This window comes from Hymenobacter aerilatus (assembly GCF_022921095.1).
In the GTDB taxonomy this organism is placed as follows: Bacteria; Bacteroidota; Bacteroidia; order Cytophagales; family Hymenobacteraceae; genus Hymenobacter; species Hymenobacter aerilatus.
In genome coordinates, this window is the sequence record NZ_CP095053.1 from 1,222,074 (window position 1) to 1,248,688 (window position 26,615).

At 54.0% G+C, this 26,615-nt stretch carries 31 protein-coding genes and 1 tRNA gene; 14 read left to right on the forward strand and 18 right to left on the reverse strand.

Annotated elements, in window-relative coordinates:
* Positions 1-56: 56 nt before the first annotated feature.
* The 4 genes from MUN82_RS05160 to MUN82_RS05175 form a co-directional block, all read right to left on the reverse strand.
* Positions 57-533, reverse strand: coding sequence for a hypothetical protein (locus MUN82_RS05160; RefSeq protein ID WP_245095485.1), 477 nt, complete (start codon positions 531-533; stop codon positions 57-59).
* 52 nt (positions 534-585) lie between these two features.
* Complete coding sequence (locus MUN82_RS05165; protein WP_245095487.1) at positions 586-972, reverse strand: hypothetical protein; 387 nt, start codon at positions 970-972, stop codon at positions 586-588.
* Positions 973-1,418: 446 nt separating this feature from the next.
* Positions 1,419-1,892: a hypothetical protein gene (locus MUN82_RS05170; RefSeq protein WP_245095489.1), complete on the reverse strand. Its 474-nt coding sequence runs from the start codon at positions 1,890-1,892 to the stop codon at positions 1,419-1,421.
* Between the two features lie 479 nt (positions 1,893-2,371).
* A complete protein-coding gene (locus tag MUN82_RS05175; protein ID WP_245095490.1) occupies positions 2,372-2,806 on the reverse strand; it encodes a helix-turn-helix domain-containing protein in 435 nt (144 codons plus the stop codon).
* 210 nt (positions 2,807-3,016) lie between these two features.
* Between MUN82_RS05175 and MUN82_RS05180 the strand changes: the two genes are divergently transcribed.
* Positions 3,017-3,193: a hypothetical protein gene (locus MUN82_RS05180; RefSeq protein ID WP_245095492.1), complete on the forward strand. Its 177-nt coding sequence runs from the start codon at positions 3,017-3,019 to the stop codon at positions 3,191-3,193.
* Between the two features lie 15 nt (positions 3,194-3,208).
* A complete protein-coding gene (locus tag MUN82_RS22240) occupies positions 3,209-3,334 on the forward strand; it encodes a hypothetical protein (protein WP_262922839.1) in 126 nt (41 codons plus the stop codon).
* Between the two features lie 60 nt (positions 3,335-3,394).
* Here MUN82_RS22240 and MUN82_RS05185 read toward each other — a convergent pair.
* A tRNA-Glu gene (locus tag MUN82_RS05185) sits at positions 3,395-3,466 on the reverse strand.
* A gap of 338 nt (positions 3,467-3,804) precedes the next feature.
* On the opposite strand from MUN82_RS05185, the gene gap reads away from it, so the two are divergent.
* The 5 genes from gap (at position 3,805) to MUN82_RS05210 (ending at position 7,284) form a co-directional block, all read left to right on the forward strand.
* Positions 3,805-4,812, forward strand: a complete 1,008-nt coding sequence (gap, locus tag MUN82_RS05190; protein ID WP_245095494.1) for a type I glyceraldehyde-3-phosphate dehydrogenase — start codon at positions 3,805-3,807, stop codon at positions 4,810-4,812.
* A 143-nt stretch (positions 4,813-4,955) separates the two neighbouring features.
* Positions 4,956-5,822, forward strand: coding sequence for a diacylglycerol/lipid kinase family protein (locus MUN82_RS05195; RefSeq protein ID WP_262922840.1), 867 nt, complete (start codon positions 4,956-4,958; stop codon positions 5,820-5,822).
* 111 nt (positions 5,823-5,933) lie between these two features.
* On the forward strand, positions 5,934-6,287 hold the full coding sequence (locus tag MUN82_RS05200; RefSeq protein ID WP_245095498.1) for a translation initiation factor: 354 nt from the start codon (positions 5,934-5,936) through the stop codon (positions 6,285-6,287).
* Positions 6,288-6,322: 35 nt separating this feature from the next.
* A complete protein-coding gene (locus MUN82_RS05205; RefSeq protein ID WP_245095500.1) occupies positions 6,323-6,880 on the forward strand; it encodes an HPP family protein in 558 nt (185 codons plus the stop codon).
* 5 nt (positions 6,881-6,885) lie between these two features.
* A complete protein-coding gene (locus MUN82_RS05210) occupies positions 6,886-7,284 on the forward strand; it encodes a DUF1622 domain-containing protein (RefSeq protein ID WP_245095501.1) in 399 nt (132 codons plus the stop codon).
* Positions 7,285-7,458: 174 nt separating this feature from the next.
* Here the strand turns inward: MUN82_RS05210 and kdsB are convergent, their stop codons facing one another.
* Positions 7,459-8,193 carry a 3-deoxy-manno-octulosonate cytidylyltransferase gene (gene kdsB, locus MUN82_RS05215; protein WP_245097517.1) on the reverse strand — a complete coding sequence of 245 codons (735 nt, stop codon included), beginning with the start codon at positions 8,191-8,193 and terminating at the stop codon, positions 7,459-7,461.
* A 261-nt stretch (positions 8,194-8,454) separates the two neighbouring features.
* Here kdsB and MUN82_RS05220 point away from each other — a divergent pair, with 261 nt between their 5' ends.
* Complete coding sequence (locus MUN82_RS05220; protein WP_245095503.1) at positions 8,455-9,360, forward strand: LysM peptidoglycan-binding domain-containing protein; 906 nt, start codon at positions 8,455-8,457, stop codon at positions 9,358-9,360.
* A 115-nt stretch (positions 9,361-9,475) separates the two neighbouring features.
* Positions 9,476-10,252 (forward strand): TIGR02757 family protein, encoded by a 777-nt coding sequence (locus MUN82_RS05225; RefSeq protein ID WP_245095504.1) that lies wholly within the window; start codon positions 9,476-9,478, stop codon positions 10,250-10,252.
* Between the two features lie 130 nt (positions 10,253-10,382).
* Here the strand turns inward: MUN82_RS05225 and MUN82_RS05230 are convergent, their stop codons facing one another.
* Positions 10,383-11,126, reverse strand: a complete 744-nt coding sequence (locus MUN82_RS05230; RefSeq protein WP_245095506.1) for a TylF/MycF/NovP-related O-methyltransferase — start codon at positions 11,124-11,126, stop codon at positions 10,383-10,385.
* Between the two features lie 290 nt (positions 11,127-11,416).
* On the opposite strand from MUN82_RS05230, the gene MUN82_RS05235 reads away from it, so the two are divergent.
* Both MUN82_RS05235 and MUN82_RS05240 read left to right on the forward strand, forming a co-directional pair.
* On the forward strand, positions 11,417-12,040 hold the full coding sequence (locus MUN82_RS05235) for a DUF4136 domain-containing protein (protein WP_245095508.1): 624 nt from the start codon (positions 11,417-11,419) through the stop codon (positions 12,038-12,040).
* 271 nt (positions 12,041-12,311) lie between these two features.
* A complete protein-coding gene (locus MUN82_RS05240) occupies positions 12,312-14,759 on the forward strand; it encodes an endonuclease MutS2 (RefSeq protein WP_245095509.1) in 2,448 nt (815 codons plus the stop codon).
* A 229-nt stretch (positions 14,760-14,988) separates the two neighbouring features.
* Here the strand turns inward: MUN82_RS05240 and murB are convergent, their stop codons facing one another.
* The 7 genes from murB to MUN82_RS05270 form a co-directional block, all read right to left on the reverse strand.
* Complete coding sequence (gene murB, locus MUN82_RS05245; protein ID WP_245095511.1) at positions 14,989-16,026, reverse strand: UDP-N-acetylmuramate dehydrogenase; 1,038 nt, start codon at positions 16,024-16,026, stop codon at positions 14,989-14,991.
* A gap of 256 nt (positions 16,027-16,282) precedes the next feature.
* Entirely contained in the window at positions 16,283-16,702 is a 420-nt protein-coding gene (locus MUN82_RS05250; protein ID WP_245095512.1) for a DUF1810 domain-containing protein, read from the reverse strand.
* Between the two features lie 101 nt (positions 16,703-16,803).
* Positions 16,804-17,265 (reverse strand): MarR family winged helix-turn-helix transcriptional regulator, encoded by a 462-nt coding sequence (locus MUN82_RS05255; protein WP_245095514.1) that lies wholly within the window; start codon positions 17,263-17,265, stop codon positions 16,804-16,806.
* 21 nt (positions 17,266-17,286) lie between these two features.
* Complete coding sequence (locus tag MUN82_RS05260) at positions 17,287-17,646, reverse strand: VOC family protein (protein WP_245095516.1); 360 nt, start codon at positions 17,644-17,646, stop codon at positions 17,287-17,289.
* Positions 17,647-17,736: 90 nt separating this feature from the next.
* Complete coding sequence (locus MUN82_RS05265) at positions 17,737-18,045, reverse strand: hypothetical protein (protein WP_245095518.1); 309 nt, start codon at positions 18,043-18,045, stop codon at positions 17,737-17,739.
* Positions 18,046-18,161: 116 nt separating this feature from the next.
* On the reverse strand, positions 18,162-18,293 hold the full coding sequence (locus tag MUN82_RS22245) for a hypothetical protein (protein WP_262922841.1): 132 nt from the start codon (positions 18,291-18,293) through the stop codon (positions 18,162-18,164).
* Between the two features lie 50 nt (positions 18,294-18,343).
* A complete protein-coding gene (locus tag MUN82_RS05270) occupies positions 18,344-18,532 on the reverse strand; it encodes a hypothetical protein (protein WP_245095520.1) in 189 nt (62 codons plus the stop codon).
* Between the two features lie 222 nt (positions 18,533-18,754).
* Here MUN82_RS05270 and MUN82_RS05275 point away from each other — a divergent pair, with 222 nt between their 5' ends.
* The 3 genes from MUN82_RS05275 to MUN82_RS05285 all read left to right on the forward strand — a co-directional run bounded on the left by MUN82_RS05275 (position 18,755) and on the right by MUN82_RS05285 (position 22,778).
* Positions 18,755-19,942, forward strand: a complete 1,188-nt coding sequence (locus tag MUN82_RS05275; RefSeq protein ID WP_245095522.1) for a THUMP domain-containing class I SAM-dependent RNA methyltransferase — start codon at positions 18,755-18,757, stop codon at positions 19,940-19,942.
* Between the two features lie 44 nt (positions 19,943-19,986).
* Positions 19,987-21,747 carry a M14 family metallopeptidase gene (locus tag MUN82_RS05280; protein WP_245095524.1) on the forward strand — a complete coding sequence of 587 codons (1,761 nt, stop codon included), beginning with the start codon at positions 19,987-19,989 and terminating at the stop codon, positions 21,745-21,747.
* A 416-nt stretch (positions 21,748-22,163) separates the two neighbouring features.
* Positions 22,164-22,778 carry a sugar transferase gene (locus MUN82_RS05285; protein WP_245095525.1) on the forward strand — a complete coding sequence of 205 codons (615 nt, stop codon included), beginning with the start codon at positions 22,164-22,166 and terminating at the stop codon, positions 22,776-22,778.
* Here the strand turns inward: MUN82_RS05285 and MUN82_RS05290 are convergent.
* The 4 genes from MUN82_RS05290 to MUN82_RS05305 form a co-directional block, all read right to left on the reverse strand.
* Positions 22,775-23,017 (reverse strand): hypothetical protein, encoded by a 243-nt coding sequence (locus tag MUN82_RS05290; RefSeq protein ID WP_245095527.1) that lies wholly within the window; start codon positions 23,015-23,017, stop codon positions 22,775-22,777. The genes MUN82_RS05285 and MUN82_RS05290 overlap by 4 nt on opposite strands.
* 308 nt (positions 23,018-23,325) lie before the next feature.
* Positions 23,326-24,129, reverse strand: a complete 804-nt coding sequence (locus MUN82_RS05295; protein ID WP_245095529.1) for a hypothetical protein — start codon at positions 24,127-24,129, stop codon at positions 23,326-23,328.
* A gap of 133 nt (positions 24,130-24,262) precedes the next feature.
* Positions 24,263-25,501, reverse strand: coding sequence for a bifunctional 3,4-dihydroxy-2-butanone-4-phosphate synthase/GTP cyclohydrolase II (locus tag MUN82_RS05300; protein ID WP_245095531.1), 1,239 nt, complete (start codon positions 25,499-25,501; stop codon positions 24,263-24,265).
* A gap of 60 nt (positions 25,502-25,561) precedes the next feature.
* Positions 25,562-26,557, reverse strand: a complete 996-nt coding sequence (locus tag MUN82_RS05305) for a glycosyltransferase (protein WP_245095533.1) — start codon at positions 26,555-26,557, stop codon at positions 25,562-25,564.
* Between the last annotated feature and the right edge of the window lie 58 nt (positions 26,558-26,615).

Genomic DNA, 26,615 nt, shown 5'->3' on the forward strand with positions numbered 1-26,615 from the left:
TACACGTAAAGAATAGGTAAATAAAGCAGCAGATGGCCACCCAATACATTGGTTAGCTAACGTACCGCTATGGCAACGGTGACAGCCGAAGCATCCAAAGCGCTAATGTTGAAGATGTTGGCAATGGATTTCACAGGTAAGGGTATTCTTATAATTGCCTTACGGCTGATAATTAGACCGCCGCTTGAGCAGAGCAGATAGTGGTAATGCACGCCAATAACATCCTTGCCCGTAGTAACGCTCACGGATATTGGCTCCCAGCCTTGGATATAAAGGAAGTTAAGTATAGCGGCCTCGTCGGCAAATTTGCGGATTTTGCCGTCTTCGCGGTAGCGTTTCTGGTAAGGGTTAGGCATAGTGCCGTCGCTGAGGGCCAAAAACCAAGAACCAGTGCTGTCAAAGTCTAAATCGGCTGTACCGTAGCGAGATTGGGTAGCGGCTGGAGAGCCACCAGTTACAACGGTTGCTTGCTGAGCAACGGCAACGGATAGCGTACTAGCTGAAAACAGAAGGAAAAGAAATAGCTGCTTCATTTGAAATAGAATGGTAATGGTTAGTAACGAACCCCCGTATAGAGCCAACTATCTACGTAGCCGTAATAACAGCCGTAGCCGACATCATCGTGATGTAGTAGTTGGCCAGGTGCACCGTGAGCAGCAACAGCACGTCTTTGTAGGGTAGGGCCTCGAAAGCCCCTACCGTAGCAATGTCGAACTCGTAGGTCACCTTCTTCCACTTGAAATCGGGCTGGAGCACCAGCAGTTCCTGGTGCTGGGCGTCGGTGAGCACGTACTGGTTCTTGAAGAAGCCTTTTAGCTGGAAGACGAAATCTTGCTCCTCTTCACCGAAGGTCGCGTGCAGGATGATGTTGCCGTTCCAACCCATTTTGAAGCGTAGCAGCAGGGCCTCCTGCTGCCACAGTTCAATGGAATCTTGTAAAGCAAACCAACCATCAAGAGTCCAGTAATCCATGAAACAGAAAGCTACTGCATCAGCTTTATTCATGGCTTCAATCATCTCTGATACAACAGTATCATCATCTGATGAATTGCCTTTGAATCTTGGCCCTCTCCATAAATATGAAGCTGGGGTATGGATATGCAAATCCCATTTGCGCTAGATCGAACTGCGTGCGTCGTTACTCATAATAAAGGTGAGATAGATTAAGTCTATCTAGTTTAGATATACTTAGTATTTATGGTTTCGTGAATATCAGTCCTACCGCCACATCCCTTCTGCAGAAAGACCAAGATTTCCTCTTGCGTAGAAATCAGCGCGTCTTTTGTCGTGATAAGCTCATCCTTGCCGGCTAGCAGCTTTCGAAGACTTTCTAACCCTCTATTCGCTAGTGCGAGGGCGTGCTGGCAGCTTTCCAAATTGTTATGTTGCTGTGACATATCTATTGGCTTTCCACAACCTTACTGACGCCGGTAGCGTCCGCCTACGATTCGGCGAGCAGGAATATTGTCGGGTAGGTAACGTACATACACGATTTCCTGAATATCGAGCGTTTTACTGCTCAACTCTGTAATAGTAAACGTCTCGCTGTGGCCATGATGGTCCCAAGTGAGTGTACTATCTTGATGTGCGTAAGAAAACGTTGCAGGTGTAGACGTTATACCATAACGGGGCGACAGATTATCGTACCCAAAAAGAGTAGGAGTAAGTAGCGTCAAATCCGTGTCCGTAAAGACAATTTCTTCTGGTACGTCGGGTAATTGTTGAGTGCCCTCAAAGTCAAGCTTACCATCTGTATTATAGTACCGCAGATAAGAATGCTCAAGCTTCCAACGCCCAACAAGGGTAGGTTCTGGCTCAGGCTCGTCCTTACTACAGGCCGCAGCAAGTAGAAGTAGGCACAGAAATGAAAAAGAGGATAAAAAACGGGGCATAGAATAGTGTTAGTGAAACTGCTTACTTCTTCAACTGCATTTCTAGCAATAGAATGATCATTTTTAGCGAGTGTAACGGGCTATGGTCTTATACCCGCGATGACTACTGCCAGTATCTGACATAGGATGAATACCTATCAGTAATGTATGTTCTGTTAAGGCTATAAGGGTAGAGGTTCCACCATACTCATCAAGTATAGTGCTGTCTTGCGCATCATAAGTAGAAAAGGAAAACTCATCTGGCAACCCATATATAGAGTATTTTCTGATACTGTTTTCTGACACAACGAGGTAGATGCCGTAAGGAGTAAAATCACTAGAATCTTGGTAAACATTGTTGACACGGCTATAACTGGACATGCTTCGTAAGTCCCAGCAGCCTTCTAAAGTCGGCTGATTTTGACAGGCTGTAAGTAAGGCGACACTGGATAGTAGTATGGGGAGAGTATAAGGCATAGCATGTCATTAAACATCACTGCTTACTTCTTCAACTGCATCTCCAGCAGTTGTATAATCCGCTCCTTGTCTTGGAGATGGGAGCGGAGCAGTTCTATTTCTTTCTGGGCAACCAGTAAGTCTTTCTCACAGTCGGCCACTTTGGTATAGTGCATGGTAGCGTTACCGTGGTTCGTTATGACTGCTTGCCCCGAATTTTTAGCTGTGTGTTTAATTTGAGTGGTCCTCTGCTCATTGAGAAACATTTCTCCTTGGCCAGTAAGCAACCATGTCGAATTGATATGCTCAAAATGTCTAATCAGCTTCTCTAGAAAATCTGAGCTTGGCTTAGAACCACGCTCTATGTAGTTGCGGACGTTAGTTTCGCTGACTCCTAGTGCTCTACTGAAGGATCCGGTCTTCAAATCCAGTGCTTCAATAAGAATTTTCAGTCGCTGATTTATGGTATTTTCTGGCATATAGATTTATCAATTGATAAATCTATAATTATCAATTGATACGTTCTTTTGATGTACTTGCGTATATTTGTGTTCTGCACAAGACAACGCACTTGCAAGAAAGCATTCTGCGCGTGAATTGTACCAATCACGCCATGACCGAGAAGCAGAAATTCTAATCTGTACGTTGAGGTATGCGAACTGCTACCCACCAGCGCCATTGACGCCCTCGTGCGTAGCGGCTTCTCGGAGGCCCGCAGCGTGCAGCTCGTGCGGGTGCGGCAAGGCCGTCAGATCAAGATCAACCTGCCCTGGCTCATTAAGCTCGTGGAGATGGGCCTACCCAGCTATCAAATCCCCGACGAACTGCGCCTAGTCCCGGCTGAGGTGCCCCTGTTCACCCGCTAATACCCTCTCTCCGTTATGCACCTTGACACGGACCCTCAAGAGCCCCAGCGCCGCGCGTGCCTGCGCGATTCAGCCACCCTCACGGCCACACTGCCACCCAAAGGGGACATGACCTATTTTGCCATCCAATCTGCCAACTAAAATAAAAAGGCCCTTTGCGTAGTGCAAAGGGCCTTTTTAGCAAAGAGCAACAAAGGGTAGTAGTCCGTAGGGGAATCGAACCCCTGTTGGCAGAATGAAAATCTGCAGTCCTAACCCCTAGACGAACGGACCAGATAACTAAACCCTCTTGCGCTTTGGTGCTGCAAAAGTAGCGCAGAGAAGCTTCAGCGCAATATCTGAGCGATAAAAAAAAGTGGGTCTGGGCGCAAATAGATTGATTTACAGGTAGAAAAATTTTCGCTTTTACGTCGTCATCGCGAGAGAAATAGCTGCAGCGCACCGTCTGTACGTACTAGGGGGCACTTGCCTGCCAGCACGGAAGCACTTCCGAAACACTTCTCCTACCTGGCTGGTTAATTTGGCGAAGTTAAGGAGGCCCTTTACCTTCGCCTCGCCTAACCCTAAACCCGGCCCGCATTTGTGTGGGCCGATTAACCCTTTTTCCTGCTATGGCTAAGATTAAAGTTGCCATCAACGGATTCGGCCGCATTGGTCGCCTCACGTTCCGGTCGCTGCTCAATCGCGACAACGTGGAGGTGGTTGCCATCAACGACCTGACCGATAACAAAACTCTCGCCCACCTACTCAAGTACGACTCTATCCACGGCCGCTTCGACGGCACGGTATCGTACGACGAGGAGAGCCTGACCGTGAACGGCCAGCGCATCACGGCCCTGGCCGAGCGCGACCCCAAGCTGTTGCCCTGGGGCGATATGGGTATCGATGTAGTATTGGAATCAACCGGCCGCTTTGTAGACGAAGCAGGTGCTGGCCAACACATTACCGCTGGCGCTAAGAAGGTGGTGATTTCGGCTCCGGCTACCGGTAATATCCCAACGGTAGTACTGGGCGTGAACGAAGACATCCTGACCGGCGACGAGACTATTCTCTCTAACGCTAGCTGCACCACCAACTGCCTGGCCCCCATGGCTAAGGTGTTGGATGACGCATTCGGCATCGAGAAAGGCTACATCACTACGGTGCACGCCTATACGTCGGACCAAAACCTGCAAGACGCGCCGCACAAAGACCTGCGTCGTGCCCGCGCTGCTGCCTACAGCATCATCCCTACCAGCACCGGCGCCGCTAAGGCCGTGGGTCTGGTACTGCCCCAGCTGAAAGGCAAACTGGATGGTATTGCCATGCGCGTGCCTATTCCAGACGGCTCTACTACCGACCTGACCGTTATCCTGAAGACGGAAGCCACCAAAGAGCAGATCAACGAAGCCATCAAGAAGGCTGCCGAAGGTCCGCTGAAAGGCATCCTGGAGTACAGCACCGATCCACTGGTAAGCATCGACATCGTAGGCAACACGCACTCGTGTATCTTCGACTCGCAGCTGACGGCCGCCAACGGCACGCTGGTGAAAGTGGTAGGCTGGTACGACAACGAAATCGGCTACAGCTCCCGCACGGCTGACCTCATTGAGAAGCTGGGTCAGAAAATGCAAGGCTAAGCTCCGCTTACATTGCAGCAGAAAGCGGCCTACCCCACACCGGGTAGGCCGCTTTTTTGTAGTGGCATAAACATAGAATTGCCGACTTTTGAGGGTAAAGAAATCCTCTTAGTACTATTCAATCGTTCAAACTCAGCATCACCTTGCGCATCTGTTTTATTCTGAATCCGATGTCCGGCACCAATCGTCGGCAGGATGTGGCGGGGCTGCTGGCGCGCTACCTCGACCCGGCGCGGGTGACCTATGAGGTGCGCCACACCGCGTATGCCGGTCACGCCGTGCAGCTGGCCCGCGAAGCTGCCGAGGACGGCTGCCGCGTGGTGGTGGCCGTGGGAGGTGATGGAACGGTGAATGAGGTAGGGCGGGGGCTGCTGGGTACGGGAGCGGCCTTGGGCATTCTGCCCCGGGGCTCAGGCAATGGCCTGGCTCGCCACCTGCGCGTGCCGCTGGGTCTGGCGGCTGCCATCCAACGCCTGAACGCGCCAAGCTTTCAGCATATTGACGTGGGCTGCATCAACGGCCACCGGTTTTTCTGCACGGCAGGGGTAGGGTTCGATGCGCACGTGAGCAAATGCTTCGCCGTGGCCGGTACCCGCGGACTGGCTACCTACGTGAAGGTGGCCTTGCACGAATACCGTCGCTACCAACCTACGCCGGTACAGGTGCGCTTTGCAGATAAGTTTTTGGAAACCAACTGCTACGTGCTGGCCTTTGCCAATGCCGCGCAGTACGGCAACAACGCCTATATTGCCCCAAACGCTAATATCCAGGATGGGCTGCTGGACTTGTGTTTGATTGACGGCTTGCCCTTGCTGCGGGCCGTGCGGGTAGGGGTAGGGCTGGCGCTGGGCAACTTGCCTACCTCGGGCGCGGCCGTGTACCACACTGCCCAGCAGGTGCAGGTAGCCGCGGCGCAGCCGCTCGGCTTTCACGTAGATGGCGACTATATAGGAGAAGCCACCGACTTCACCGTGGAGCTGACACCACTGGCACTGGAAGTGGCCGTCTGAAAAAAAGGTGAAGTTGCGAAGTGGTGTTCCCGTTGGGAGAAACAGTTGTATGCGCATCCGGTAAGCCGGCATTCGTTTTATTCACAATTTTACAACTCACAAGCTCACCTCATGAAAGCTGATAAGAATCGGAAAGGCCGCGAAGGCGTGGTATACTCCACAAGCAGTGATTTTGAGTATCAATACAACGGCGACGAAGCGGAAGCTACTACGCTGCCTCCGCAGCAACAAAACCTGCGCGTGCAGCTTGATAAGAAAGCCCGTGCCGGCAAGCAGGTAACTCTCATCACGGGTTTTGCGGGCACCGAGGCCGACTTGCAGGCGTTGGGCAAGCTGCTGAAAACGAAGTGCGGGGTAGGCGGCAACGCCAAAGACGGCGAAATCCTGATCCAGGGCGACTTTCGCGACAAAGTGCTGGCCGTGTTACTGGCTGCCGGCTACAAGGCAAAAAAAGCGGGCGGCTAAACCAGCCTTGTTTGTGGGCGTATGCATAAGCCAGTATGGCCCCCTCAGCCCCCTCCAAACAATCAACCGCACCGCTCGCCGATGCCCCCCGCGGCGTGGGCCGCAAGCGCCTGAGCCTGCGTGCCGAGCTGCTACTAGCCCTACTACCCACAGCCACGGTACTAGGGGTGCTGGCGCTGGTGGAGATATACAGCCACCAACGGCTGCTGTTTGCCTCGCTGGCTTCCAGCGCCTTCCTCATCTACCTCGACCCCGAGCACGCAACCAACAGCGGCCGCACGTTGCTGCTCTCGCAGTGCGCGGCGGCCGTGGCCGGCTTTGGTTTCTACGCGTGGTTGGGACCAGGCTACCTACCCGCCGCGCTGGCTATGCTCACCGTTATCGGGCTGATGGTGGTGCTAGATGCGGTGCATCCACCTGCTGTGTCTACAGCCCTCAGTTTTGCCTTTCAGGGGCAGAAAGCCGATAATCTACTACTGTTTGGAGCCGCTGTGGGGCTGATTCTGCTATTGGTGGCGTTGCAGCGGGGCTCGGTGTGGCTGCTGCGTCGTCTCATGCGTACGTCGTCTGCCGCCGCTGCGGCCCTTACCTAACCACAATGATTGCTACCCCCGAAAGTCTGGGAGTCGAGGGCTCCGTAGTTGCTGCCGTGCAGTGGCTGAAGCTGGCCGTAGAAGCGGTAGGTGCCTGCATCATCGGCCTGGGCGTGCTGATTGCGGGTGGCCAATTTGTGTGGGCGCTGCTCCGCCGCCAGTCCGCCAATTTCAACGCTATTCGGCTGATGCTGGCCCGCTACCTGGCTGTGGCCCTGGAGTTTCAGCTCGGCGCCGATGTGCTGAGCACAGCCATTGCACCGGGCTGGGAAGAAATAGTCAAACTCGGCGCCATTGCCGTCATTCGTACGGCTCTCAACTATTTCCTCTCCATCGAGATGAAGGAAGAAAGTGCTTCAGAACACGAAGAAAAAGTAGCCGCTCAGGCCTCAGGAGAGGGATGAAAAAGGGTAGGAGGGCCTGAGAGTAGAAAGTATGTCATCCTGAGCGCAGCGAAGGACTTTCTCACGTAAGGACAAGCGCAACAACGACTCGTTCCTGCGTGAGAAGGTCCTTCGCTGCGCTCAGGATGACAAATAAAACAACTAGCCCAACTCTTTCACACCCCTATACCCTTCTTACAACTGCGCTAGCGCACGTGTCACATCCTCTGGCGTATCAATGCCCAAGGTAGCCAGTTCGGTTTCGGCAGTGCGGATGCGGTAGCCGTGCTCCAGCCACCGCAACTGCTCCAGACTCTCGGCTATTTCGAGGGGGGAAGGGGGTAGGCGAGTCAGCTCGGCTAGCACAGCGGGGCGGTAGGCGTAGAGGCCAATATGGCGCAGGTAGTGGTGGTAGGCCAGCCAGTCGGCGGGGTTGTGCTGGCGCTGGTAGGGTAGGGGGTGGCGGCTGAAGTAAAGCGCCTCGCCCCGCGTGTTCAGCACCACTTTAGGCAAGTGCGGGCTGCGTAGCTCCTCTTCGCTCGCTACGTGTTTCACTAGCGTACCAATTTGCGTTTCAGCATCCGCAAACAGATCCAGTAACAGATTAATCTGCGCAGGATGAATAAACGGCTCATCGCCCTGAATATTCACCACGCAATCGGCCGTTTCGCCTAGCTGTAGGTAGGCTTCATACACACGGTCGGTGCCGCTGGGGTGGTCGGCGGAGGTGAGTACCGCCTCGCCGCCAAAGTCCAGTACGTGCTGCCAAATGCGGGCATCGTCGGTGGCTACCACCACGCGGCTTAGGTTGGCTTGTCGGGCTTGGTTCACTACCCGCTGAATCATCGACTGGCCGCCCAGGTCAATCAGTGGTTTGCCGGGTAGGCGGGTGGAAGCATAGCGGGCCGGAATGATACCAATGGCGTGCAGCATGGGCGGGAGGGTAGGGAAAATCAGAAACAGTGCAAAATAAGCATCTTTCCGTGCGCGTTTCCTACTGAAGAATGGTACTGTGCGGAGATTAATCTTTATCTTTCGGCCTTATTACGGGTAAAAAGCGTGGGCCAAAGTGTAGGATTGCCCGGTGCTCTTTTCCACGATACAGTTGTTATGATTCGTCTTTCCCTTCTAATAGCGTTGCTTGTAGGTACAAGCCGTGCCGTTTGCGCTTCTGTGTTACCCCCAGCCGTATTGCCCGATTCTATTGGGGTAGAGTACCGGGGTAATAAAATGCTGATCAAGCACCTGGTAACGGCCGGCGAAACGCTATACGGCCTGTCGCGGCGCTATAAGGTGACGGTTGAAAGCATCGTGGAAGCCAATCCACAGCTGCAAGGTGCCTTGGTGAAAGGCCAGGTAGTGCTGGTGCCGCGCACCCGCGTGGTACTCACGCCAGCCCCTGCTGCCCGTGCTACGGCGGCCGCCCCTGCTACTGCCATTACGCCCGCTGCCCGCGCCCTACCCACCGATGCGCGCGGTAACCACGTGTATACCGTGAAACCCGGCCAAACGCTGTTTTCCATTGCCCAGCGCTTCGGCGTAAGCACTACAGATTTGATTCGGCTGAACCGCCTGCCCGCGTCGGGAACCGTGAATGCTAACCAGTTGCTGGTTATCGTGCCGGCGCCTGCAGGAGGGGTAGTCGCGGCCAAGCCCACACCTACCCGCCCTGCGCCAGTAGCCCCAGTCCCCGCGGCAACCACGCCGGCCGCACCGCGTCCCGAGGACCCCGACCGCAACCGCCCCAAGGAGACTCCTGCGCCTGCCGAAACAACTGCCACCGACGACCCGGAGGACGAGCGTGCGCCCGAGCACGCCAGTGAGATTGTAAGCCGTGTGCGCGAAAGCGGTCTGGCAGCCATCATCGAAGGCTCTACCACCGAGAAATACCTAGCCCTGCACAAAACGGCGCCGGTGGGCACCATCATGCAGGTGCGCAACATCATGAACGGCCAGTCGGTGTACGTGCGCGTCATCGGCCACCTGCCCGATACCGGCGATAATGCCAACATGCTGGTGCGCCTCTCGCCCCGCGCCGTGCAGCGCCTCGTCACCCCCGACCAGCGCTTCCGCGTCGAGACGTCCTACGTACCATAGGTGGTGAGATGGTGAACTTGTGAAATGGTGAGTTTGACGTTCTGCTTGCGCATTTGCACATGTGGCACCGCCATAACGTCAAACTCACCACCGCACAAGTTCACCATCTCATCATATGAATACTGCCCAGCTGCGGGATTTTCTGGAGGAGCACTATGACCGCTACGACCAGCCTGCTTTTATTGACAACGACCCCATTAGCCTGCCCCACCGCTTCACGCAGAAGCAGGATATTGAAATCAGCGGGTTGTTTGCGGCGCTGCTGGCCTGGGGGCAGCGCAAAACTATTATCAATAAGACCAGCGAGCTGCTACGCCGCATGGACGACGCGCCCTACCAGTTTGTGCTGCATCATTCCGACGAGAATCTGAAGCAGCTGCTGGGCTTCTGCCACCGCACATTTTGCGATACCGACCTGCTGTACTTTGTGCACTGGCTGCGGTGGTACTACCAGCAGCACGCGTCGTTGGAAGACGCGTTTCTGCACGGCGCCACGCAAAAAGAGCGACTGGAAAACTTTCACAAGCTGTTCTTTGGCCTCGACGATGCTCCCCAGCGCACGCGCAAGCACGTGGCCACCCCGGCCCGCGGCTCGGCTTGCAAACGCGTGAATATGTACCTGCGCTGGATGGTGCGCCCCGATGCGCGCGGCGTAGATTTTGGCCTTTGGACGCGCCTTGCGCCCGCCGACCTTATTTGCCCCTGCGACGTGCACGTGGAGCGCATTGCCCGCCGCCTGGGCCTCATGACGCGTACCGTAGTGGATTGGCAGGCTGCCGAAGACCTCACCGCCCACCTGCGCGCCTTCGACCCCACGGATCCTGTGAAGTACGATTTCGCATTGTTCGGGCTGGGAGTGGAGGAGAAGCGGCTCGCTGTGCCGCTGGTATAGTGCCATCAAGCCCTGGCTATATGGCGGGTAGGCGGAGACATAGCGTAGAGACGTGCCGTTAAACAAAGCCATCCTAACTAGGAGCGCAGGGAGTGCATACCCAGTATAGTATTCAAGAACGCGTTACCACTCAGACTTTTCGAAAAAAACCGTGCGCATACTGATTGCCGTAGAGCGAAACTATCTTTTCCGGTTTTGAGTGGAAAAACTCGTCACAGGCTAATTTAACGCCTGGATTCAGGGAGCCGGCAAATACAGTGCGTTGGGTATCGTCGTAATAATCCATTAAGACGCAAACGCTACCCGGCGCCATTTTAGGATATACTGCATGCAAGCAAAATAATAGTGTGTCTTTATGTAAAGAAATATCACCGCCAAAGCCGCAATCAATATGAACGAAGGCTATTTGTTTTGGTAATTGAGTAGGTAGAGTATTTTCAAAATAGCCTTTGTGCAATACGGGCAACGGTAGGTGAGCGCGCTCAAAATTGCGCAGCAGTTTCTGCTCTACTTCGCCCTCAACGCTGAATTTTACCTCGAAGCTGTCATATAAGTGCAGCGTCTTCTCAGACTGGTGCATCTGAATAACTTGTTGAAAAAGTAGAGCGCACTGCCCGGTGAAGCACCCCAGTTCTACCACCTCGCCGGGTATACGGTTGGCAATAACGGCATCCAGCAGATGAAAATAGTTAATCCGTTGCTCAACAGTCGTCATGTCTACTAACGGATTGGGCGGGGACATGACAGAATAACCCGGCTTAAGGCGGTGTATTCCTTTATTGATAACACGAATGAATTTTTCCCGAAAAGCATTCCTGAGCGAAACATTCTCGTGCTCAGTAGGAAATTGTTCAGCAACGAAATAATTGTTCATAATTCGCGGGCCTATTTATCGGCACTAAGTTAACAATGGAATTATATGTATGAATTATATAAAATGCTATTCGCTAGTGAATAACATATACAAGGAGGTAAAACATTTATAAAAAGGCTGCTCGTCGGAAAGCTGGAACGAAGATTTTAGAAGAGGTAACATGATAGCTTGGTGCCGAATTATAATTTTTCATTATAAAATATTGTGATTCGGTAGACGCCGTTGTGTGGGGTATCGTATTGAAATGCAGGTATATAAACCGCATTTTTCCACGTATACACCCCAACATCATGAAAATAGCTTCTTTATTTCTTGCGTGCGGCCTAGCAGCTGGTATGGCTGGCTGTTCTAGTTCCGAACCGGCAGTTGTAGTAGGTAGCGACCAGCGCGGCGATGCCAACCAGGCGGTCAATCCATATGGTAGCGTTCAAACTACCCCCAGCCCTAATGATGTAGATTTTACGAAGTATAAAACCTACTCCTGGGCCTCGCAGGTGCGTAATGAAAACAATACCACGTACTTTCTCAACGATTTAGTCTTCAAGGCTATGGTACGCGATGCTGTAGACCACGAGATGGTTTCGCGGGGTTATACGTACAGTCCTGACGGGGGCGACTTGCTGCTGAACTTCCGGGTATTTGATCAGCCCACTGAAATTCGCTCCAACGAAAACCTGGGTAATGGCTATTGGGGAACTAGCGAATCCTACGCCTATAACCCACGCAACCAAGTGAAACTGGACCAGGGTAGCATCTTGGTGCAGATGATAGACCGCCGTGAGAGCGTGGAAGTGTGGCAGGGTTACGCTTCGGGTTTAACCAATGGCAACGCTTTTGATAAGGATAAAAATAAGGTGTACGCGGCCGTCGGACAGATTTTCAACAAGTACCAGTATCGAGGCGACAAATTGTAAATGCTTATTGTACAATTAGTTGTATCACACAAAAGGCCAGTGCTTATGCACTGGCCTTTTGTGTGAGAATAGCCGTCCACCAGGGTAGGGCAAGGGTAGGGGAGAGTAGTACCATCTACTGTGTTCTTGCCGGCAATATCTTAAGTACGTAGCCCGCAGGTTGAGCCAAGAGAGAAAACAAATTGTATATCGTTTCAGACGAATCTTTCTACCGCGGATCGGTGTTTATCTTTGTACGTATTATTAAAACCGCCACGCGCGCTTTACACGATTGATTTTTCCGAATAACTTCGAACAAAAAATAGGCTTCTCGCAACTGCGGGAGCTGTTGGACTCGTTCTGCCTGAGCCCACTAGGGCGGCAGTTTGTGGCCAAAATGCAGTTTCAGACCAAGCACGACCAGTTGCTGAAGCTGCTTCAGCAAACCAATGAGTTTCGCCAACTGCTGCAATCCGGTGCCGATTTTCCTGGGCAGCACTACCACGATGTGCACCCGCACCTGGTGCGCGCCAACTTGCCCGGCGCCTATCTGGATGTAGCCGCGTTTTTTGCCATTAAAATGTCGCTGCGGACCATCCGGGAGGCACTGGTGTTTTTTGTGCACGCCGAGGAAGGTTTGTATCCTACCCTGCGTCTGCTGGGTATTGGCGTGCAGGTAGACCGCAACCTGCTGGCTGCGCTGGACAAGGTGGTGGACGACGACGGCCACGTGCGCGACAATGCCTCGCCGCTGCTGTTTCAGTTGCGCCAGGAGCTGATCAACCGCCAGGGCATGCTGCGCAAGCAGATTGCTGGCGTACTGCGCCACGCCCGCGAGCAGGGCTGGGTGCCCGATGGGGCCGAGCCGACCATTCGGGGCGGCCGCCTGGTGCTGCCGGTGCTAGCTGAGCACAAGCGCCGTGTGAAGGGTTTGATTCACGATGAATCGGCTACGGGGCAGACGGTGTACATTGAGCCGGAAGCGGTATTCGAGCTGAACAACGACATCAAGGACCTTGATAATGCCTACCAGCGCGAGTTGATTCGCATTCTGACCTCGCTCACCGACCAGCTCCGTCCCCACATTCCCGACCTGCGCAAGGCCTACCAGTACCTGGGGCTGATTGATTTCATCCGGGCCAAGGCACGGCTGGCGCAACGTCTCGATGCTACGTTGCCCTTGCTGCATCCGCGCCCGCTTATGCAGTGGCGCACGGTGCGTCACCCACTGCTCTACCTTTCGTTTCAGGAGCAGGCCAAGAAAAAACGCGCTGCCGATGAGCCTGCCGAAGCGCCCCGCGAAGTGGTGCCACTGGATATTGACCTAACGCCGGAACAGCGCATTCTGCTGATTTCGGGACCGAACGCCGGGGGTAAGTCGGTGGCAATGAAGACGGTAGGGCTGGTGCAGTACATGCTGCAGTGCGGCCTACTGATTCCGGCCGACGGCACTTCCGAGGCGGGTGTATTCGAGGATGTGTTCCTGGACATCGGTGACGAGCAGAGCCTGGAAAACGACCTGAGTACATACTCCTCACACTTGCTGAACATGAAGCAGTTTCTGCTGTTTGCCGGCAAGCGCAGCCTGATTCTGATTGACGAGTTCGGTACCGGTACCGAGCCCATGTTGGGTGGCTCTATTGCCGAAGCCGTGCTGAACCAGCTAAACCAGGTGCGGGCGTTTGGGGTCGTCACCACGCACTACACCAACCTCAAAAACTTCGCCGAGCGCACGGCGGGCATCGTGAACGGGGCCATGCGCTATGACCCTGAGCAATTGCAACCGCTCTATCGCCTGGAAATCGGTAAGCCGGGTTCGTCGTTTGCCATCGAGATTGCGCGTAAAATCGGGCTGCCCAAACAGATTGTGGAGCGCGCTACGCAGCTGGTTGGCAAGGACAAAATCCGCTACGACCGCCTGCTCGAAGGCCTCGAAAAAGAGAAAACCGAGCTGGAGCAACGCACCGCCGAAGCTGCCAAGCAGGAGCGCCGCCTGAAAAAAGCCGCCCAGGAATACCAGGATCTGAAGCGCTACCTCGAGGAAACCCAGCTCGATGTGCTGCGCGATGCCAAGCAGAAAGCCAAGGCGCTGCTCAAGGATACCAATCAGCAGATTGAGGCCACCATCACCGAAATCCGCCGCTCGCAGGCTGAGAAGGAGCAGACCAAGGAAGCTCGCCAGAAACTTGATGAGTTTGTGCGCGAGAAGCTGCAGATTGAGCCGCCCAAGCCCCGCCCTACTCGCGAAATGGCCGACGCTACTACCCTGAAAGCCGGCGACCGGGTAGCCCTACTGGGCCAGGAGGGCCACGGCGAAATCATTGGGGTGAAAGGTAAAAACGCGGAGGTGCTGTTTGGCGGCATGAAAACCTTCGTGAAGGTGAATCAGCTGGAAAAGCTGAGCCGGGCCGAGGTGCGCGAGCGGGAAAAGAAAGCCGAAAGAACCGTGTATTCCGGCGCTGGCGCGGGCCTGGACCTCACCGGTCGTATGGCCGATTTCAGCCCTACCCTCGACCTGCGTGGCGAGCGGGCCGAAGATGCCTTGCATAAGGTAATGGCCTTCGTGGACGACGCCGTAATGTTTGGCATTCCCGAAATCAAGGTGTTGCACGGCCGTGGCAATGGCGTGCTGCGCCAGGTAGTGCGCGACTACCTACGCTCCGTGCGCAGCATTGCCACCGTGGGCGACGAGCACGCCGACCGTGGCGGCGACGGCGTGACGCTGGCCGTGCTGAAGTAACCTAGCGTTGGGGCCTCATACTCGTCTGCCCGGCGAAGGGTGTCTGCTACGTATTCGCGTGCAGCGAATGCTAAATTAAAAAGCCCCCGCACCAAACCAGTTGGGCGGGGGCTTTTGCTTGCGGTATGCACTGGCTGCCTACATGCATTGTATTCTCCGGTAAGCCGAAACGCATTAAAGACGTGTAAGCTACTACCCCAGAATTGCCAGCAGAAACGGCCATGTTCCGCTACATGATATTCACCTCGGGGTGTAGCTCCACACCAAACTTGGCCCTCACCGATGCAATAATTTCATAGGCCAGCGCCTGAATATCGGCGCCTTGCGCGCCGCCGTGGTTCACCAGCACCAGGGCCTGCCGGTCGTGCACGCCGTGCTGGCCACGGCGGTGGCCTTTCCAGCCGCTTTGCTCAATCAGCCAGGCGGCGGGCACCTTCACGCCACCGGGTACAGGGTAGCCAGGAAGGCCGGGGTAGGCGGCTTTCAGTTCGTCGTACTTGTGCTGGGAGAGTTCGGGATTTTTGAAAAAGGAGCCGGCATTGCCAATTTCGGCAGGGTCGGGCAGCTTGCTGCGACGGATGTGCATCACGGCCTCGCTCACCTGGCGCGGGGTAGGGGGCGTGTCGGCGGCCAGGCCCAGGTCTTGCAGCGTGGTTTGGATGGCGCCGTAGCTGACGTTGGGCCGGGCCTCACGCAGCAACCGAAACACCACGCTGGTCACGATAAACTGATTTTTCAGCGGACCTTTAAACACGCTTTCGCGGTAGCCAAAGCCGCAGGCGGCCCGGTCGAACGTACGCACCGCGCCGGTGCTGATTTCCATGGCCTCCAGATGCTCGAAGGTATCCTGTAGTTCGGCTCCGTAGGCCCCAATGTTTTGGAGTGGTGCGGCACCTACCGTGCCCGGAATCAGCGACAGGTTCTCAATGCCGCTCAGATCCTGATCCAGCGCAAACTGTACCAGTCCGTGCCACGACTCACCCGCACCAGCTCGCACCAGCGCCGTGCTGCTGGCGTCGTCTTCCTCAATAATTTCCAGTCCGAAAACCTCGTTTTTGAGCACAATGCCGTCGAAGTCCTTGGTGAACAGCAAGTTGCTGCCGCCACCCAGAATCAGCTTCTCTGCCTGTTGCACTTCGGGCAACTGCAGTAGTCCGCGCAGCTCTTCAACGCTGGTAAAGCGGGCAAACAGCCGGGCGTGGGCATCAATGCCGAAGGTGTTATAGGCACGGAGGGAAACGTTGGCTTCGAGGGTAGGAATGCGCATGACGCAAAGATAAGGCGCTTTATCTAGCACGAGCACGCGTCCGAAACGCGCCAGTATATGCTAGCACGTATCACGAGGAACACTACCGCACCCGGCAGCTACTCGCCGCCTAAAACAGTTAGGTAGGCGTAGCACAGTGCGGAGATGATAGCGGCAATGCCGAATAGGTAGACGGTAGAACGGCCCTTGCGGGCCGAAAAGAACATTGCGGAATCTGAGAGTAGCCCTGCCTACCTATTCTGCCGCGCTGCGTTTGCTAGCGGCTATTCAGTAATTGTAAGGTCTTACTGTCCTGCGCGCCGTTGAAAAATGTATCCAGCACTTTCTGAAAAACCGGATTCGCATCAGGCAAAGCTGCAAACAGCGTCATAGACGATTTGAGCTTCAGATCATCGGGGCTGCCGAATATGCTGTTGGCGTTGTTGGAGTTGAGTTTTAGCAGCTCCTGACTGATTTCGACCAGCCTACTCCCCAGCACCGGATGATTAAGGTAGGCTTCGGCTTCCGCAGCATCCTGGATGGCGTAGTACCGGGAAGTTTCGCTGAAGCCCAAGCCCTGTATCTGCGGAAAGATATACCACATCCAATGACTGCGTTTCCGGCCGTTTTTGATTTCGGAAAGGGCGGTTCTGTAGTCGGATTGTTGGGCGTCGAGGAAGCGGGAGAGGGTAGGCATCTTACTTTTGTGTAAAGGAGGTTGTAAGCTGTGCATTCGAATACGAAGTTGAAGCACACAATGATAGGAGCACTACAGGGTACTTGAAAAAGCAGTTATTTTTATTCGTCTCTATTTTGTTCAGTTAATTTTATTAGGCTATTATTAAATGCAGATAGATTGTTGCCTAAAATCGAAAAAAAATCAATGTCAGCATTTTCAATAGCTGTCAATGCTTTCTGTAAAATATCAGCTCCTTCGTCTGTTAAACTGATTACTTTGGCTCTCGTATCGGTTTGATGTTCTCGCCTGTTGATAAAGTTCTTTTCCTCTAACGTTCTCAAAACCTTGGAAACCATCATTCTGTCTGCATTTCCTTGATTAGCAATATCAACTTGAGTTACGTGGTTGCTTTCTCTTGATAGCCAGCCCAATGCTGCTAAAAGCATAAATTGTGTGTGTGTCAGATTTAAAGGATCTAAAACCTTTTTCTGCCTTCGCTGCCACAACATTGTTAGATGTGCTAGAAGATAGCCCGGACTTTCATTTGGGGAATTAAATTTAAATTCTATTCTTGGAGTCATATATGGTGCTAATGGATAAAGTTATTTTGTTTCTAAAAAAGTGAGTTTATACCCATCAAGGTCTTTTACGTGAAATGCTCTGCCAAAAGGAGTATTTATTACGGGGCCAGTTGTAAGCACTCCGTTTGCAATATATTTTTCCTTTAGCTCATCCACGTTTTCAGCTACGGCAAACCAAAGTGCCACCCCAACTCCTACTTCTTTTTCTTCAATATCCTCAAGTGGAGTGCGAATAGCAAAACTTGCTTCACCCTTACCATACTTGAATACACAGGCCTGCGGATTGACTTCTCCAATTTCGAACTCTAGCTTCTGCGTGTAAAATTCTTTTGCTGCTTCTAAATTTCTCACTTGTAGTGAGGCAAATGTCAACTGTCTCATGTAATGATTGGTTTATTGATGTCGTAAATATAGTATACATGACAACAATAAATAAGAAAAGAGTATCAAAATTTCTGAGAAGTCTTGCCGCTACAATAGCAAGTGCTGCCGCAATTCCCAGTAGGCGGACTTATCATCTTGCCCTGTAAGCGACACGAACATGCTGATGAAGGTACGCACCAGCTCGGGGGCGGCGGTTTGCAGAGCGCGGGCGTCGGCTACTTGGTCGAGGTTGTACTGGCCCAGGAACACTATCATGGCACGCAACGGCTCGGGCACCTGCATATTTACGCGGATAAACAGCTGCAACGGCAACACCGAGGTAGCGTAGTGCGGCGGCAGCTGGGCCTGGTTTTGATCGGCGTGCTGGGCGGCGGTTTCCTGGTAGGCCTGCTCCACGGCGTTGCCAGTGTGCCTGGCGGTGCTCGTTCCACTCGGCGGCCCGTGGTGAGGGTAGCTAGGTAGAACTCGTGGGCGCGGTCTACCAGTTGAGCCCGAATGCCATCGGTAAGCGCCTACGTCTCGCGCGGGTTGAGCGGGGGCTGGTGGTGGCGAGTGTAGAAGGTGCCAATGGAGGTCGAATCGGTAAGCGCAGCCACGTATTCGCTACCCTTAGCATCGGCGAGAAACTGGCGAATTTTGGTCATGATAGGCTGAAAGCCGCGGTAAAGCTGGCGCGGCGCGTCGCTTATTGTCGTCACTGGCCTTCTACCACTCTGCTGCGTTCCATCAGGTGCGTTTTTTGTCCGAGGTGCTGCGTTGTTTGCAACGCCTCGTAGTTTTTGCTGGAGGTGTCGTCGGCCGCCTTCCAGTTTTGAAACGCCACAAACAGCGCCACGCTTCCAATAATAGAGTAGCGGTTACCAAGGAGCTCGGAAGCGGTCAAGCCTACCCCTCAAGAGAAGAAACAGCGTCATGTAAAACAGACTGCTCTTATTGGGGTCGAAGAGGAAGGAGGGACGCATGGGTGGTTGGGGGAAACAGACTGTGCGGGGTAGAGACACAGCATGTTGGGTCTCTACTCATAAATCATAGCTCCCAACGATACACAAACGACAAAGTTCGCGCTACTCCCGACCTTTGCGCTTTCACTCATTTCTTTTGCCCCATGGCCAACCGCCACCGCTCCCGCCCGTTCCCGATGACTGCCACCACCCAATTCGGCCTCGAAGAGGTGCTAGCCGACGAGCTGCACCAGCTAGGCGCCCACATTGAAAGGGTAGGGCAGCGGGCCGTGGAGTTCAGTGGCGACAAGCAGCTGCTCTACGAAGCTGTGCTGTGGTGCCGTACCGCCATGCGTATTCTGGTGCCCTTCGCCGGTTTCTACGCCCGCGACGAAAAAGCGCTTTACCGTGAGGTAGGCCGCATCGACTGGCAGGAGTTCATCGGCCCCGATCAGACCTTTGCCATTACCGCGGTGGTCAACAAGTCGTCGTTCGAGCACTCCTTGTTTGTGGCCCAGCTCACCAAGGATGCTATTGTAGACCAGTTCCGTAACCGCACCGGCCAGCGCCCCAGCGTAGATGTGAAGAACCCCGACATCCGCCTGCACCTGCACATGCTGGAAAATGAGGTGACCCTGAGCCTCGACGCTGCCGGCGACTCGCTGCACCGGCGCGGCTACCGCCAAGGCACCAACGTGGCCCCCCTCAACGAGGTGCTGGCCGCCGGCCTGCTGCTGCTCACGGGCTGGGACGGGAAGAAAACCCTCATCGACCCCATGTGCGGCTCGGGCACCCTGCTCACCGAAGCGGCCCTCATTGCCCAGCGCATCGCGCCGGGCCTCTACCACCAAGGTAAGTTTGGCTTCGAGAACTGGCCCGATTTCGAGGCAGCGCTCTGGGAATCAGTACAGCTCGATGCCCGACAAGCCCGGCTGGAAGAGCCGCAAGCATACCTCGCCGGCTCCGATATTTCCCGTGAGTACATCGATCTGGCCCGCGAAAACGTGGCCGCCGCCGACCTGGAAGACTTCATCCGGCTGGGCGTACGCGACGTGGCCGAGGCCAAAGCCCCCACGAAGGAAACGCCCGGCATCGTCATCATGAACCCGCCTTACGGCGAACGAATCGGGCAGGAGTCGGAGATGGAGACGCTCTACAGAACCATTGGCGACACGCTGAAATCCGGCTTTCAGGACTACGACGCCTACATTTTCACCGGTAATTTAGAAGCTGCCAAGCGCATCGGCCTGAAAACCTCCCGCCGCGTGCCGCTCTACAACGGTCCTATTGAGTGCCGCTTGCTGAAGTACGAACTCTACCGTGGCACGCGGAAGGCTGCAAAGACCGAGTAGGGTAGGGAGTCTTTTCTAGTTTCACGTCGTCATTACCGTTTGCTATGCTGCCACTTTTCCTTTCCGTGTTCCTTCTGGCATCTTCACCCACTGCACCTCCTGCCGACTGGAGCACCCCGTTCGAGCGAAGCAACGGCAACACCACGGCTACCTACGACCAATGCATTGCTTACTATCAGCGGCTGGGTAAAACGTATAAGGAAATCACCGTGCGTGAAGCTGGCGAAACCGACTCGGGCCGCCCGCTGCACGAGGTAGTGATTTCGACGGGCGGTGGCAAGGCTGATCCGGCTACTGCGCGTCGGCAGGGTCGCCGGGTGGTGCTGATTCAGAACGGTATTCATCCCGGCGAGCCGGAAGGCATTGACGCCAGCATGATGCTGGCCCGCGACCTGGTGCAGAAGCCGGAACTGCGCCAGTTGCTGCGCAATACCACTGTGGTACTTATACCTATATATAATATAGGCGGGGCGCTGAACCGCAACAGCACCACACGTGTGAACCAGAATGGTCCCGAAAGCTATGGGTTCCGCGGCAATGCCCGTAACCTCGATCTGAACCGCGACTACGTGAAGCAGGACTCGCGTAACGCCCGCAGCTTCGCAACGTTGTTCCAACGCTGGCAGCCCGATATTTTTCTGGACAATCACACGTCCAATGGAGCTGATTATCAGTATACTATGACGCTGATTCCGACCCAGAAAGATAAGCTGCACCCTGCTCTTAGTCAGTATCTTACGGCGCAGTTGCTACCCTCTCTGTACCAGGGCATGAACCAGAAGCAGTGGCCTCTGACACCCTACGTCGATTTTCCGGGCCGCACGCCCGATGCTCGCGGACTGGTTGGTTTCCTGGAAACACCGAGGTATTCTACAGGCTATGCCGCGCTGTTCAATACCATTGGCTTTGTAACGGAAACCCACATGCTGAAGGCCTTTGCGCCACGCGTGCGGGCTACGTATGATTTTATGAAGGTGCTACTGCAAACCGTGCAGGCGCAGGATGATGCCTTGGCGCAGGCGCGTATCGCCGCCGCGCAGCAACTGGCTGCGCAGCAAGATTTTCCGGTAGCCTGGCAACTCGATACCACCCGCGCCGAAACGTTCACGTTTCGTGGCTACCTGGGGCACCTGAAGCCGAGCGAAGTAAGCGGCCAGCCGCGGCTCTACTACAATCAGCAAGAGCCCTACACCAAACCCATTCCTTTTTATAATAGCTTCCGGGCAACTACCACAGTGCGACGGCCAGCGGCCTACCTTATCCCGCAGGCCTGGGGCGAGGTAGTGGAGCGACTACGCCGGGCGGGGGTGCAGCTCCAGCGCCTGCGCCAAGACACTGCTCTCACGGCCGACTTCTACCACATCGACGACTACAAAACCAGCTCCCGACCGTATGAGGGCCATTATCTGCACTCGCAGGTGCAAGTAACGACGCAGCCACAAGCCGCCCGCTTCCTGCGCGGTGACTACGTAGCCTTGCTCAACCAACCCGCCGCCCGGTATCTGGTGGAAGTGCTTGAGCCGCAAGCCACCGACTCCTTCTTTGCCTGGGGCTTCTTCGACAGCGTCCTACAGCAGAAAGAGCATTTCTCGGATTATGTGTTTGAAGATCTAGCCGCTGATTTGCTCCGGCAGCAGCCAGCGCTGCGGCTGCGATTGGAGAAACTGAAAAAGGAAAATGCCGCTTTCGCGGCCAATGGATCGGCACAATTAGAGTGGGTGTACCGCAACTCCCCACATTATGAAAAAGCTTACTTGCGATATCCTATTGCTCGTTGGCTTGGCGGAACATTACCGGTAGATTAATATAATATAACCTCTATTTTACAAACGACTGATGAATAGTATCAGATTGTATTATAGTAGTTGTTGTAACCACACACAATATCTCTGCGTATTATGCAGTGCAAACACCTACAGCCTAGCTGTTGAAGTGCGCTGCGCGCACCCTGACCTCTCCCAATAACCCCACCCGTGCTATTACTCCTACCTCACTGCCTTACCAGGTTGTGTGCGGAAGCGTGCCCACGAAAAAGAGCGATAAACTCCGATAGGTGTTTGCCGAGCCTGAAGAGGGAAAATGTTGTTTTTTGGAAGGATTTTTTTGTGTTATTTTTAAATTTAATAGTATTGCACTATATTTATAAAAAATTTCAGGAAAAGAACAACCAACAGGAATGGTACAAGTTGTAAAATCATCCCTACTAAGAGGTCATAGCAGAATGCACCAGACGCCGGTAGCCCGGGTTTTCTTGCGAAAACGCGCATTTGACCTGGTTTTTGCTTCCCTTGTTGCCGCACTGTTGCTAAGCTGGCTGCTGCCATTGCTAGCTATTTTGATCAAGTTAGAGTCTCGCGGCCCTGTCTTGTTCAAGCAACTTCGAACAGGAAAAGATGGGAAGCCTTTTTATTGCTACAAGTTGCGCACAATGTACCTCAACGACGACAGCGACCAGCGGCAGGCTAGCCGTGGGGATAGTCGAATTACGAAAATCGGAGGCTTTTTGCGGAAAACCAGCTTAGATGAGCTGCCGCAATTCATAAATGTGCTCCGCGGAGAGATGTCAGTGGTAGGACCACGGCCGCATATGCTACAGCATACAATGATTTACTCCCAAGTTATTGATAACTTCATGGAGCGTCATGCTGTAGTACCTGGTATTACAGGTCTTGCGCAGGTGGCCGGCCACCGCGGCGAAACCCGCGAAACGGAAGCGATGGTGAAACGCGTACATGCAGATATTTTCTACATCAGCAACTGGTCGTTCTGGCTGGACCTGAAAATAGTGTTACTTACTATCCGGCAGGCCGTACGCGGCCACGAAAACGCGTTCTAGGCCTGCTGTTGCCTAGGTGAAAAAGCGGGAGTTTTGTTGGCTGCACGTTCGCGGCTGGCATACTCTCGCTTTAGTCGTTTTACGTCATTCAACAATTCTTCTAAATCAGAAGCTATAGACTCGGCAGTAGCACCATAGACCGTGCGCCGGTTGGTCCAGTCCATAAACTGCTTGATTTCCTTCTTAGCGTAATCAATCATCATGGAAGCATTCTCCAAAAAATCATTTTCAGGTTCCATAACGGAATAGCATTTAGAGTAGGAAAAAGGACTGCAGCCGGAAAGACCAAAAAAGTACAAGCAATACTGGGGCCGATTTGCAATATTCCAATCTCATTCAGGAAAAGAAGGCTTATCTGCATATCTACTACTATATACGAAAGAATCTGTAAAAAAGTGCGGATTCGTTTGCGATGCGTGCTTAATAGGCTTGGCAATAACTGCAATCGTTTCCGGATTATGGACAAAAAATATGTTTTTAATAAGATTTACTTTGTAGATTTTTAGTATTGACATGAATAAATCCTATTTTGAAACTAGGTAAATTATTATCGAACTACGCCATTTAGTGAGTTTGCATAGTTAACTATGTATGCTAACTCACGAGCGTTAGCATAATCCAAATGGTTTACCTTCGCATACGCTTCTATCTGGCGTTGCTGTTGGCGAAACGCATTTAGTAGGTCCTTTTTGGGATTACGCAGCGCAATAACGCGTCCATCTGGGAAACCCAGATAGAAATCATCCTTAATATCCGTATACAGCTGCGTGGTAGGAATGCCCATCCCATACGGGTATCCTCCACGATACGCACCGTATCCATACGGCGAGCCATAATTGGCAGCACGTTGTACCAGTGATTCTCGCCGAAGAAGGATGGCGGGGCCATTGCTTAATTGCTCGAAAAAGCCCGGCGATTTGAAGTCACTGTAATCATTGCCCCGATTCCATCGATACACCCGGAAGACGCGCACTAAGCTAGTATCGGGGCGCTCCTGACGGCGGCGTAGCGGGCGGGTGCCGTAGAAAGGATTGCCATAGTAATAGCCAGCGCGGGCATCGTAAAAGTCGTCGTAGTAATATGGATTGCGACGCCGGTCGATCTGTTCACCTTTTACTGCAAAGCTCTGCACCGCTACGGCCGATAGCGTCCGCACCGAGCCATCGCCAAGTTGGATCTGCACTACATCTTCGCGGCGGTTGAGGGTAAGAGGGCCTTCGAGCGTGTCACCGTTGGCCAGCAAAATAGAGCTATCGGTGAATTGCTGTACTAAACCTTGCTGCTGGGCCTGTGCCGAGCCCAGCCATAGCCAGCTTAGTAGAAATACGACAAAAGAAGCGGGTCTTTTCATGGGCGTAAGCATAGTAAAATCTCATAACAAGGACTGTATTCCCTTCATTCCAAAATACGAAGCCGGGTATCCAGTCTTCCTAAACAACGATAGTTTACGAAAACCAGATACCCGGCCGGATAGTAGAAACCTGCTATTCGACAGCAGGTGTTTCGGACTGGTCCGATAACAGCTGATTGAGGAGCAGGTGGCCTAGCTTGTCGCGCTTGGTGGTGAGGTAGCGCCGGTTGTGCTCATTAGGCATAATCTCAATCGGCACGGTGTCGACTACCTCGAGACCATACGCGGCCAGGCCAGTGCGTTTGCGCGGATTGTTAGTGAGTAGGCGCATCTGTGAGATGCCCAAATCGCGCAGGATGGAAGCGCCTACCCCGTAGTCGCGCTCATCCATCTGGAAGCCCAATTCCAGATTAGCTTCTACTGTGTCGCGGCCTTGCTCCTGCAATTTGTAAGCTTTCAGCTTGTTGAGCAGGCCAATGCCGCGGCCTTCCTGGTTCATGTATACAATAACGCCCCGCCCTTCGCGCTCAATCTGCTGCATGGCCTGGTGGAGCTGCGGGCCACAGTCGCAGCGGCAGCTGCCGAAGATGTCGCCGGTGACACAGGAGCTGTGCACGCGCACCAGCACGGGCTCGGGGCCGACAATATCGCCTTTCACCAGCGCCAGGTGCTGGGCACCGGTGGAGCGCTGAGTATACGCTATCAAATCGAAGTCGCCCCAATCAGTGGGCATCTTCACGGAGATTTCGCGGGTAATGAGGCTTTCCTTTTCGAGGCGATACTTGATCAGGTCTTGCACCGAAATCAGCTTCAGGTCCCACTTGTCGGCCACTTGGCGTAGCTCCGGTAGGCGAGCCATTTCGCCGTCCTCACGCAGAATCTCTACCAGTACGCCCGCCGGCTCGAAGCCGGCCAGCCGGGCCAGGTCTACGGCGGCTTCGGTGTGGCCGGCGCGGCGCAGCACACCTTCTTTGCGCGCTTTCAGCGGGAAAATATGGCCGGGCTTACCCAAGTCTTCTGGCTTGGTGTCGGGGTCGATGAGGGCCAGAATGGTCTTGCTGCGGTCGGAGGCCGAAATGCCGGTAGTGACGCCGTTTTTGAGCAGGTCGATACTAACGGTGAAGGGGGTAGAATGCAAGGCCGTGTTGCGGCCTACCATCAGGTCTAGCTCCAGCTCGTTGCAACGGGCTTCGGTGAGGGGCGCGCACACCAACCCGCGGCCGTGAGTGGCCATAAAGTTGATAACCTCGGGGGTGGCGCAACGGGCGGCGCAGATGAAGTCGCCTTCGTTCTCGCGGTCTTCATCGTCAACGACGACAACAACTTTGCCGGCGCGAATATCAGCAATGGCATCTTCTATGGAATCAAGCATCAGAACAGTATTCGAAAAATGAGTAGTCAGCTACTCTACAACCAGTAGCAGGCCGCGAAGTTACGGCGCGGGCTCTGGAGAGTTGATAGGGGGGATTACCGCATCTGATGCGGCATGCAGGCACATAATTTTCTCCAGCCGGGTGGTAGCAGTGCCCCAATTATAGTGAGTACTCACAAACCGGAGACCTCGCTCAGCAAGTATAGCTGCTTCTGCGGGATAGGAGAGAAGCTTGCTGATGTGCGTAGCCAACGCAACGGCCGTATCACCAATCAATACCTGCTCGTTGGGGGTACCACGTAGTGCCGCATTGGCTAGTGTAGTAGTGACGCAGGGTAAATGCATGGCCATGGCTTCTAATAGCTTATTTTGCAGACCAGTGCCCGTGCGCATTGGCGCTACAAATACACGAGCGCCTGCGTAAGCAGTGCGGATATCGGGTAGCCAACCACTGATGGTAACGCCCTCCGCTGCCAGAGCCTGCACGCGGGCGGTAGGGGTAGTACCCGCAATCAGGAGCCGGGCACGTGGGTGTTGCCTGCGCACTAGTGGTAGAATTTCCTCGGCCAGAAATATGGCTGCATCTATATTAGGCGGGTAGGCCATGTTGCCACAGAACAATAATTCGTGTTCTTTCGGCGCATTTGTGGGCTGAAAATACGTGGTGTCAATGCCGTTCAGTACCACCCGGATTTGCTGGCGCTGGGGGTGGTCGATGAGCTGGCGGTCCTGATCAGAGATAATGCTATGCGCACGGAACCAGTCGAAGACGAGCGCCTCGTAACGCCGTAAGCGTTGGGCTTCTAGCTGAAAAACGGGACGTTGCCAGCGTGGTGATCGTGCTGCCCGACGCGCAACTCCGGCGGAAAACACATCCATATAATCAAGTGTGCAGGGCCACTGCTGGTAGTGCGGCCGCAGATACTCCGCCATCCGAATCAACTGACAATACACATGATCGGGCTGGAAGGTATGAAGCAACTGTGTAAGTAGCCGTTGTGCCGCCGGATCCTGAAAGTACCCGATTTGTAGGGGGCGGGCCAATGCAAGGGCCATAGCAAGGCCTCTAGCAATACCAAGGCGGCGCAGGCGATGTACGTACAGACCGCCCGCG

What these genes read in the sequence shown, in the direction of transcription:
- MUN82_RS05160 (WP_245095485.1), bottom strand. Translation starts at nt 533, where the DNA reads ATGAAGCAGCTATTTCTTTTCCTTCTGTTTTCAGCTAGTACGCTATCC.
- MUN82_RS05165 (WP_245095487.1), bottom strand. Translation starts at nt 972, where the DNA reads ATGGATTACTGGACTCTTGATGGTTGGTTTGCTTTACAAGATTCCATT.
- MUN82_RS05170 (WP_245095489.1), bottom strand. Translation starts at nt 1,892, where the DNA reads ATGCCCCGTTTTTTATCCTCTTTTTCATTTCTGTGCCTACTTCTACTT.
- MUN82_RS05175 (WP_245095490.1), bottom strand. Translation starts at nt 2,806, where the DNA reads ATGCCAGAAAATACCATAAATCAGCGACTGAAAATTCTTATTGAAGCA.
- MUN82_RS22240 (WP_262922839.1), top strand. Translation starts at nt 3,209, where the DNA reads ATGCACCTTGACACGGACCCTCAAGAGCCCCAGCGCCGCGCGTGCCTG.
- gap (WP_245095494.1), top strand. Translation starts at nt 3,805, where the DNA reads ATGGCTAAGATTAAAGTTGCCATCAACGGATTCGGCCGCATTGGTCGC.
- MUN82_RS05200 (WP_245095498.1), top strand. Translation starts at nt 5,934, where the DNA reads ATGAAAGCTGATAAGAATCGGAAAGGCCGCGAAGGCGTGGTATACTCC.
- MUN82_RS05205 (WP_245095500.1), top strand. Translation starts at nt 6,323, where the DNA reads ATGGCCCCCTCAGCCCCCTCCAAACAATCAACCGCACCGCTCGCCGAT.
- MUN82_RS05210 (WP_245095501.1), top strand. Translation starts at nt 6,886, where the DNA reads ATGATTGCTACCCCCGAAAGTCTGGGAGTCGAGGGCTCCGTAGTTGCT.
- MUN82_RS05225 (WP_245095504.1), top strand. Translation starts at nt 9,476, where the DNA reads ATGAATACTGCCCAGCTGCGGGATTTTCTGGAGGAGCACTATGACCGC.
- MUN82_RS05230 (WP_245095506.1), bottom strand. Translation starts at nt 11,126, where the DNA reads ATGAACAATTATTTCGTTGCTGAACAATTTCCTACTGAGCACGAGAAT.
- MUN82_RS05235 (WP_245095508.1), top strand. Translation starts at nt 11,417, where the DNA reads ATGAAAATAGCTTCTTTATTTCTTGCGTGCGGCCTAGCAGCTGGTATG.
- murB (WP_245095511.1), bottom strand. Translation starts at nt 16,026, where the DNA reads ATGCGCATTCCTACCCTCGAAGCCAACGTTTCCCTCCGTGCCTATAAC.
- MUN82_RS05250 (WP_245095512.1), bottom strand. Translation starts at nt 16,702, where the DNA reads ATGCCTACCCTCTCCCGCTTCCTCGACGCCCAACAATCCGACTACAGA.
- MUN82_RS05255 (WP_245095514.1), bottom strand. Translation starts at nt 17,265, where the DNA reads ATGACTCCAAGAATAGAATTTAAATTTAATTCCCCAAATGAAAGTCCG.
- MUN82_RS05260 (WP_245095516.1), bottom strand. Translation starts at nt 17,646, where the DNA reads ATGAGACAGTTGACATTTGCCTCACTACAAGTGAGAAATTTAGAAGCA.
- MUN82_RS22245 (WP_262922841.1), bottom strand. Translation starts at nt 18,293, where the DNA reads ATGACCAAAATTCGCCAGTTTCTCGCCGATGCTAAGGGTAGCGAATAC.
- MUN82_RS05275 (WP_245095522.1), top strand. Translation starts at nt 18,755, where the DNA reads ATGGCCAACCGCCACCGCTCCCGCCCGTTCCCGATGACTGCCACCACC.
- MUN82_RS05280 (WP_245095524.1), top strand. Translation starts at nt 19,987, where the DNA reads ATGCTGCCACTTTTCCTTTCCGTGTTCCTTCTGGCATCTTCACCCACT.
- MUN82_RS05285 (WP_245095525.1), top strand. Translation starts at nt 22,164, where the DNA reads ATGCACCAGACGCCGGTAGCCCGGGTTTTCTTGCGAAAACGCGCATTT.
- MUN82_RS05290 (WP_245095527.1), bottom strand. Translation starts at nt 23,017, where the DNA reads ATGGAACCTGAAAATGATTTTTTGGAGAATGCTTCCATGATGATTGAT.
- MUN82_RS05295 (WP_245095529.1), bottom strand. Translation starts at nt 24,129, where the DNA reads ATGAAAAGACCCGCTTCTTTTGTCGTATTTCTACTAAGCTGGCTATGG.
- MUN82_RS05300 (WP_245095531.1), bottom strand. Translation starts at nt 25,501, where the DNA reads ATGCTTGATTCCATAGAAGATGCCATTGCTGATATTCGCGCCGGCAAA.
- MUN82_RS05305 (WP_245095533.1), bottom strand. Translation starts at nt 26,557, where the DNA reads ATGGCCCTTGCATTGGCCCGCCCCCTACAAATCGGGTACTTTCAGGAT.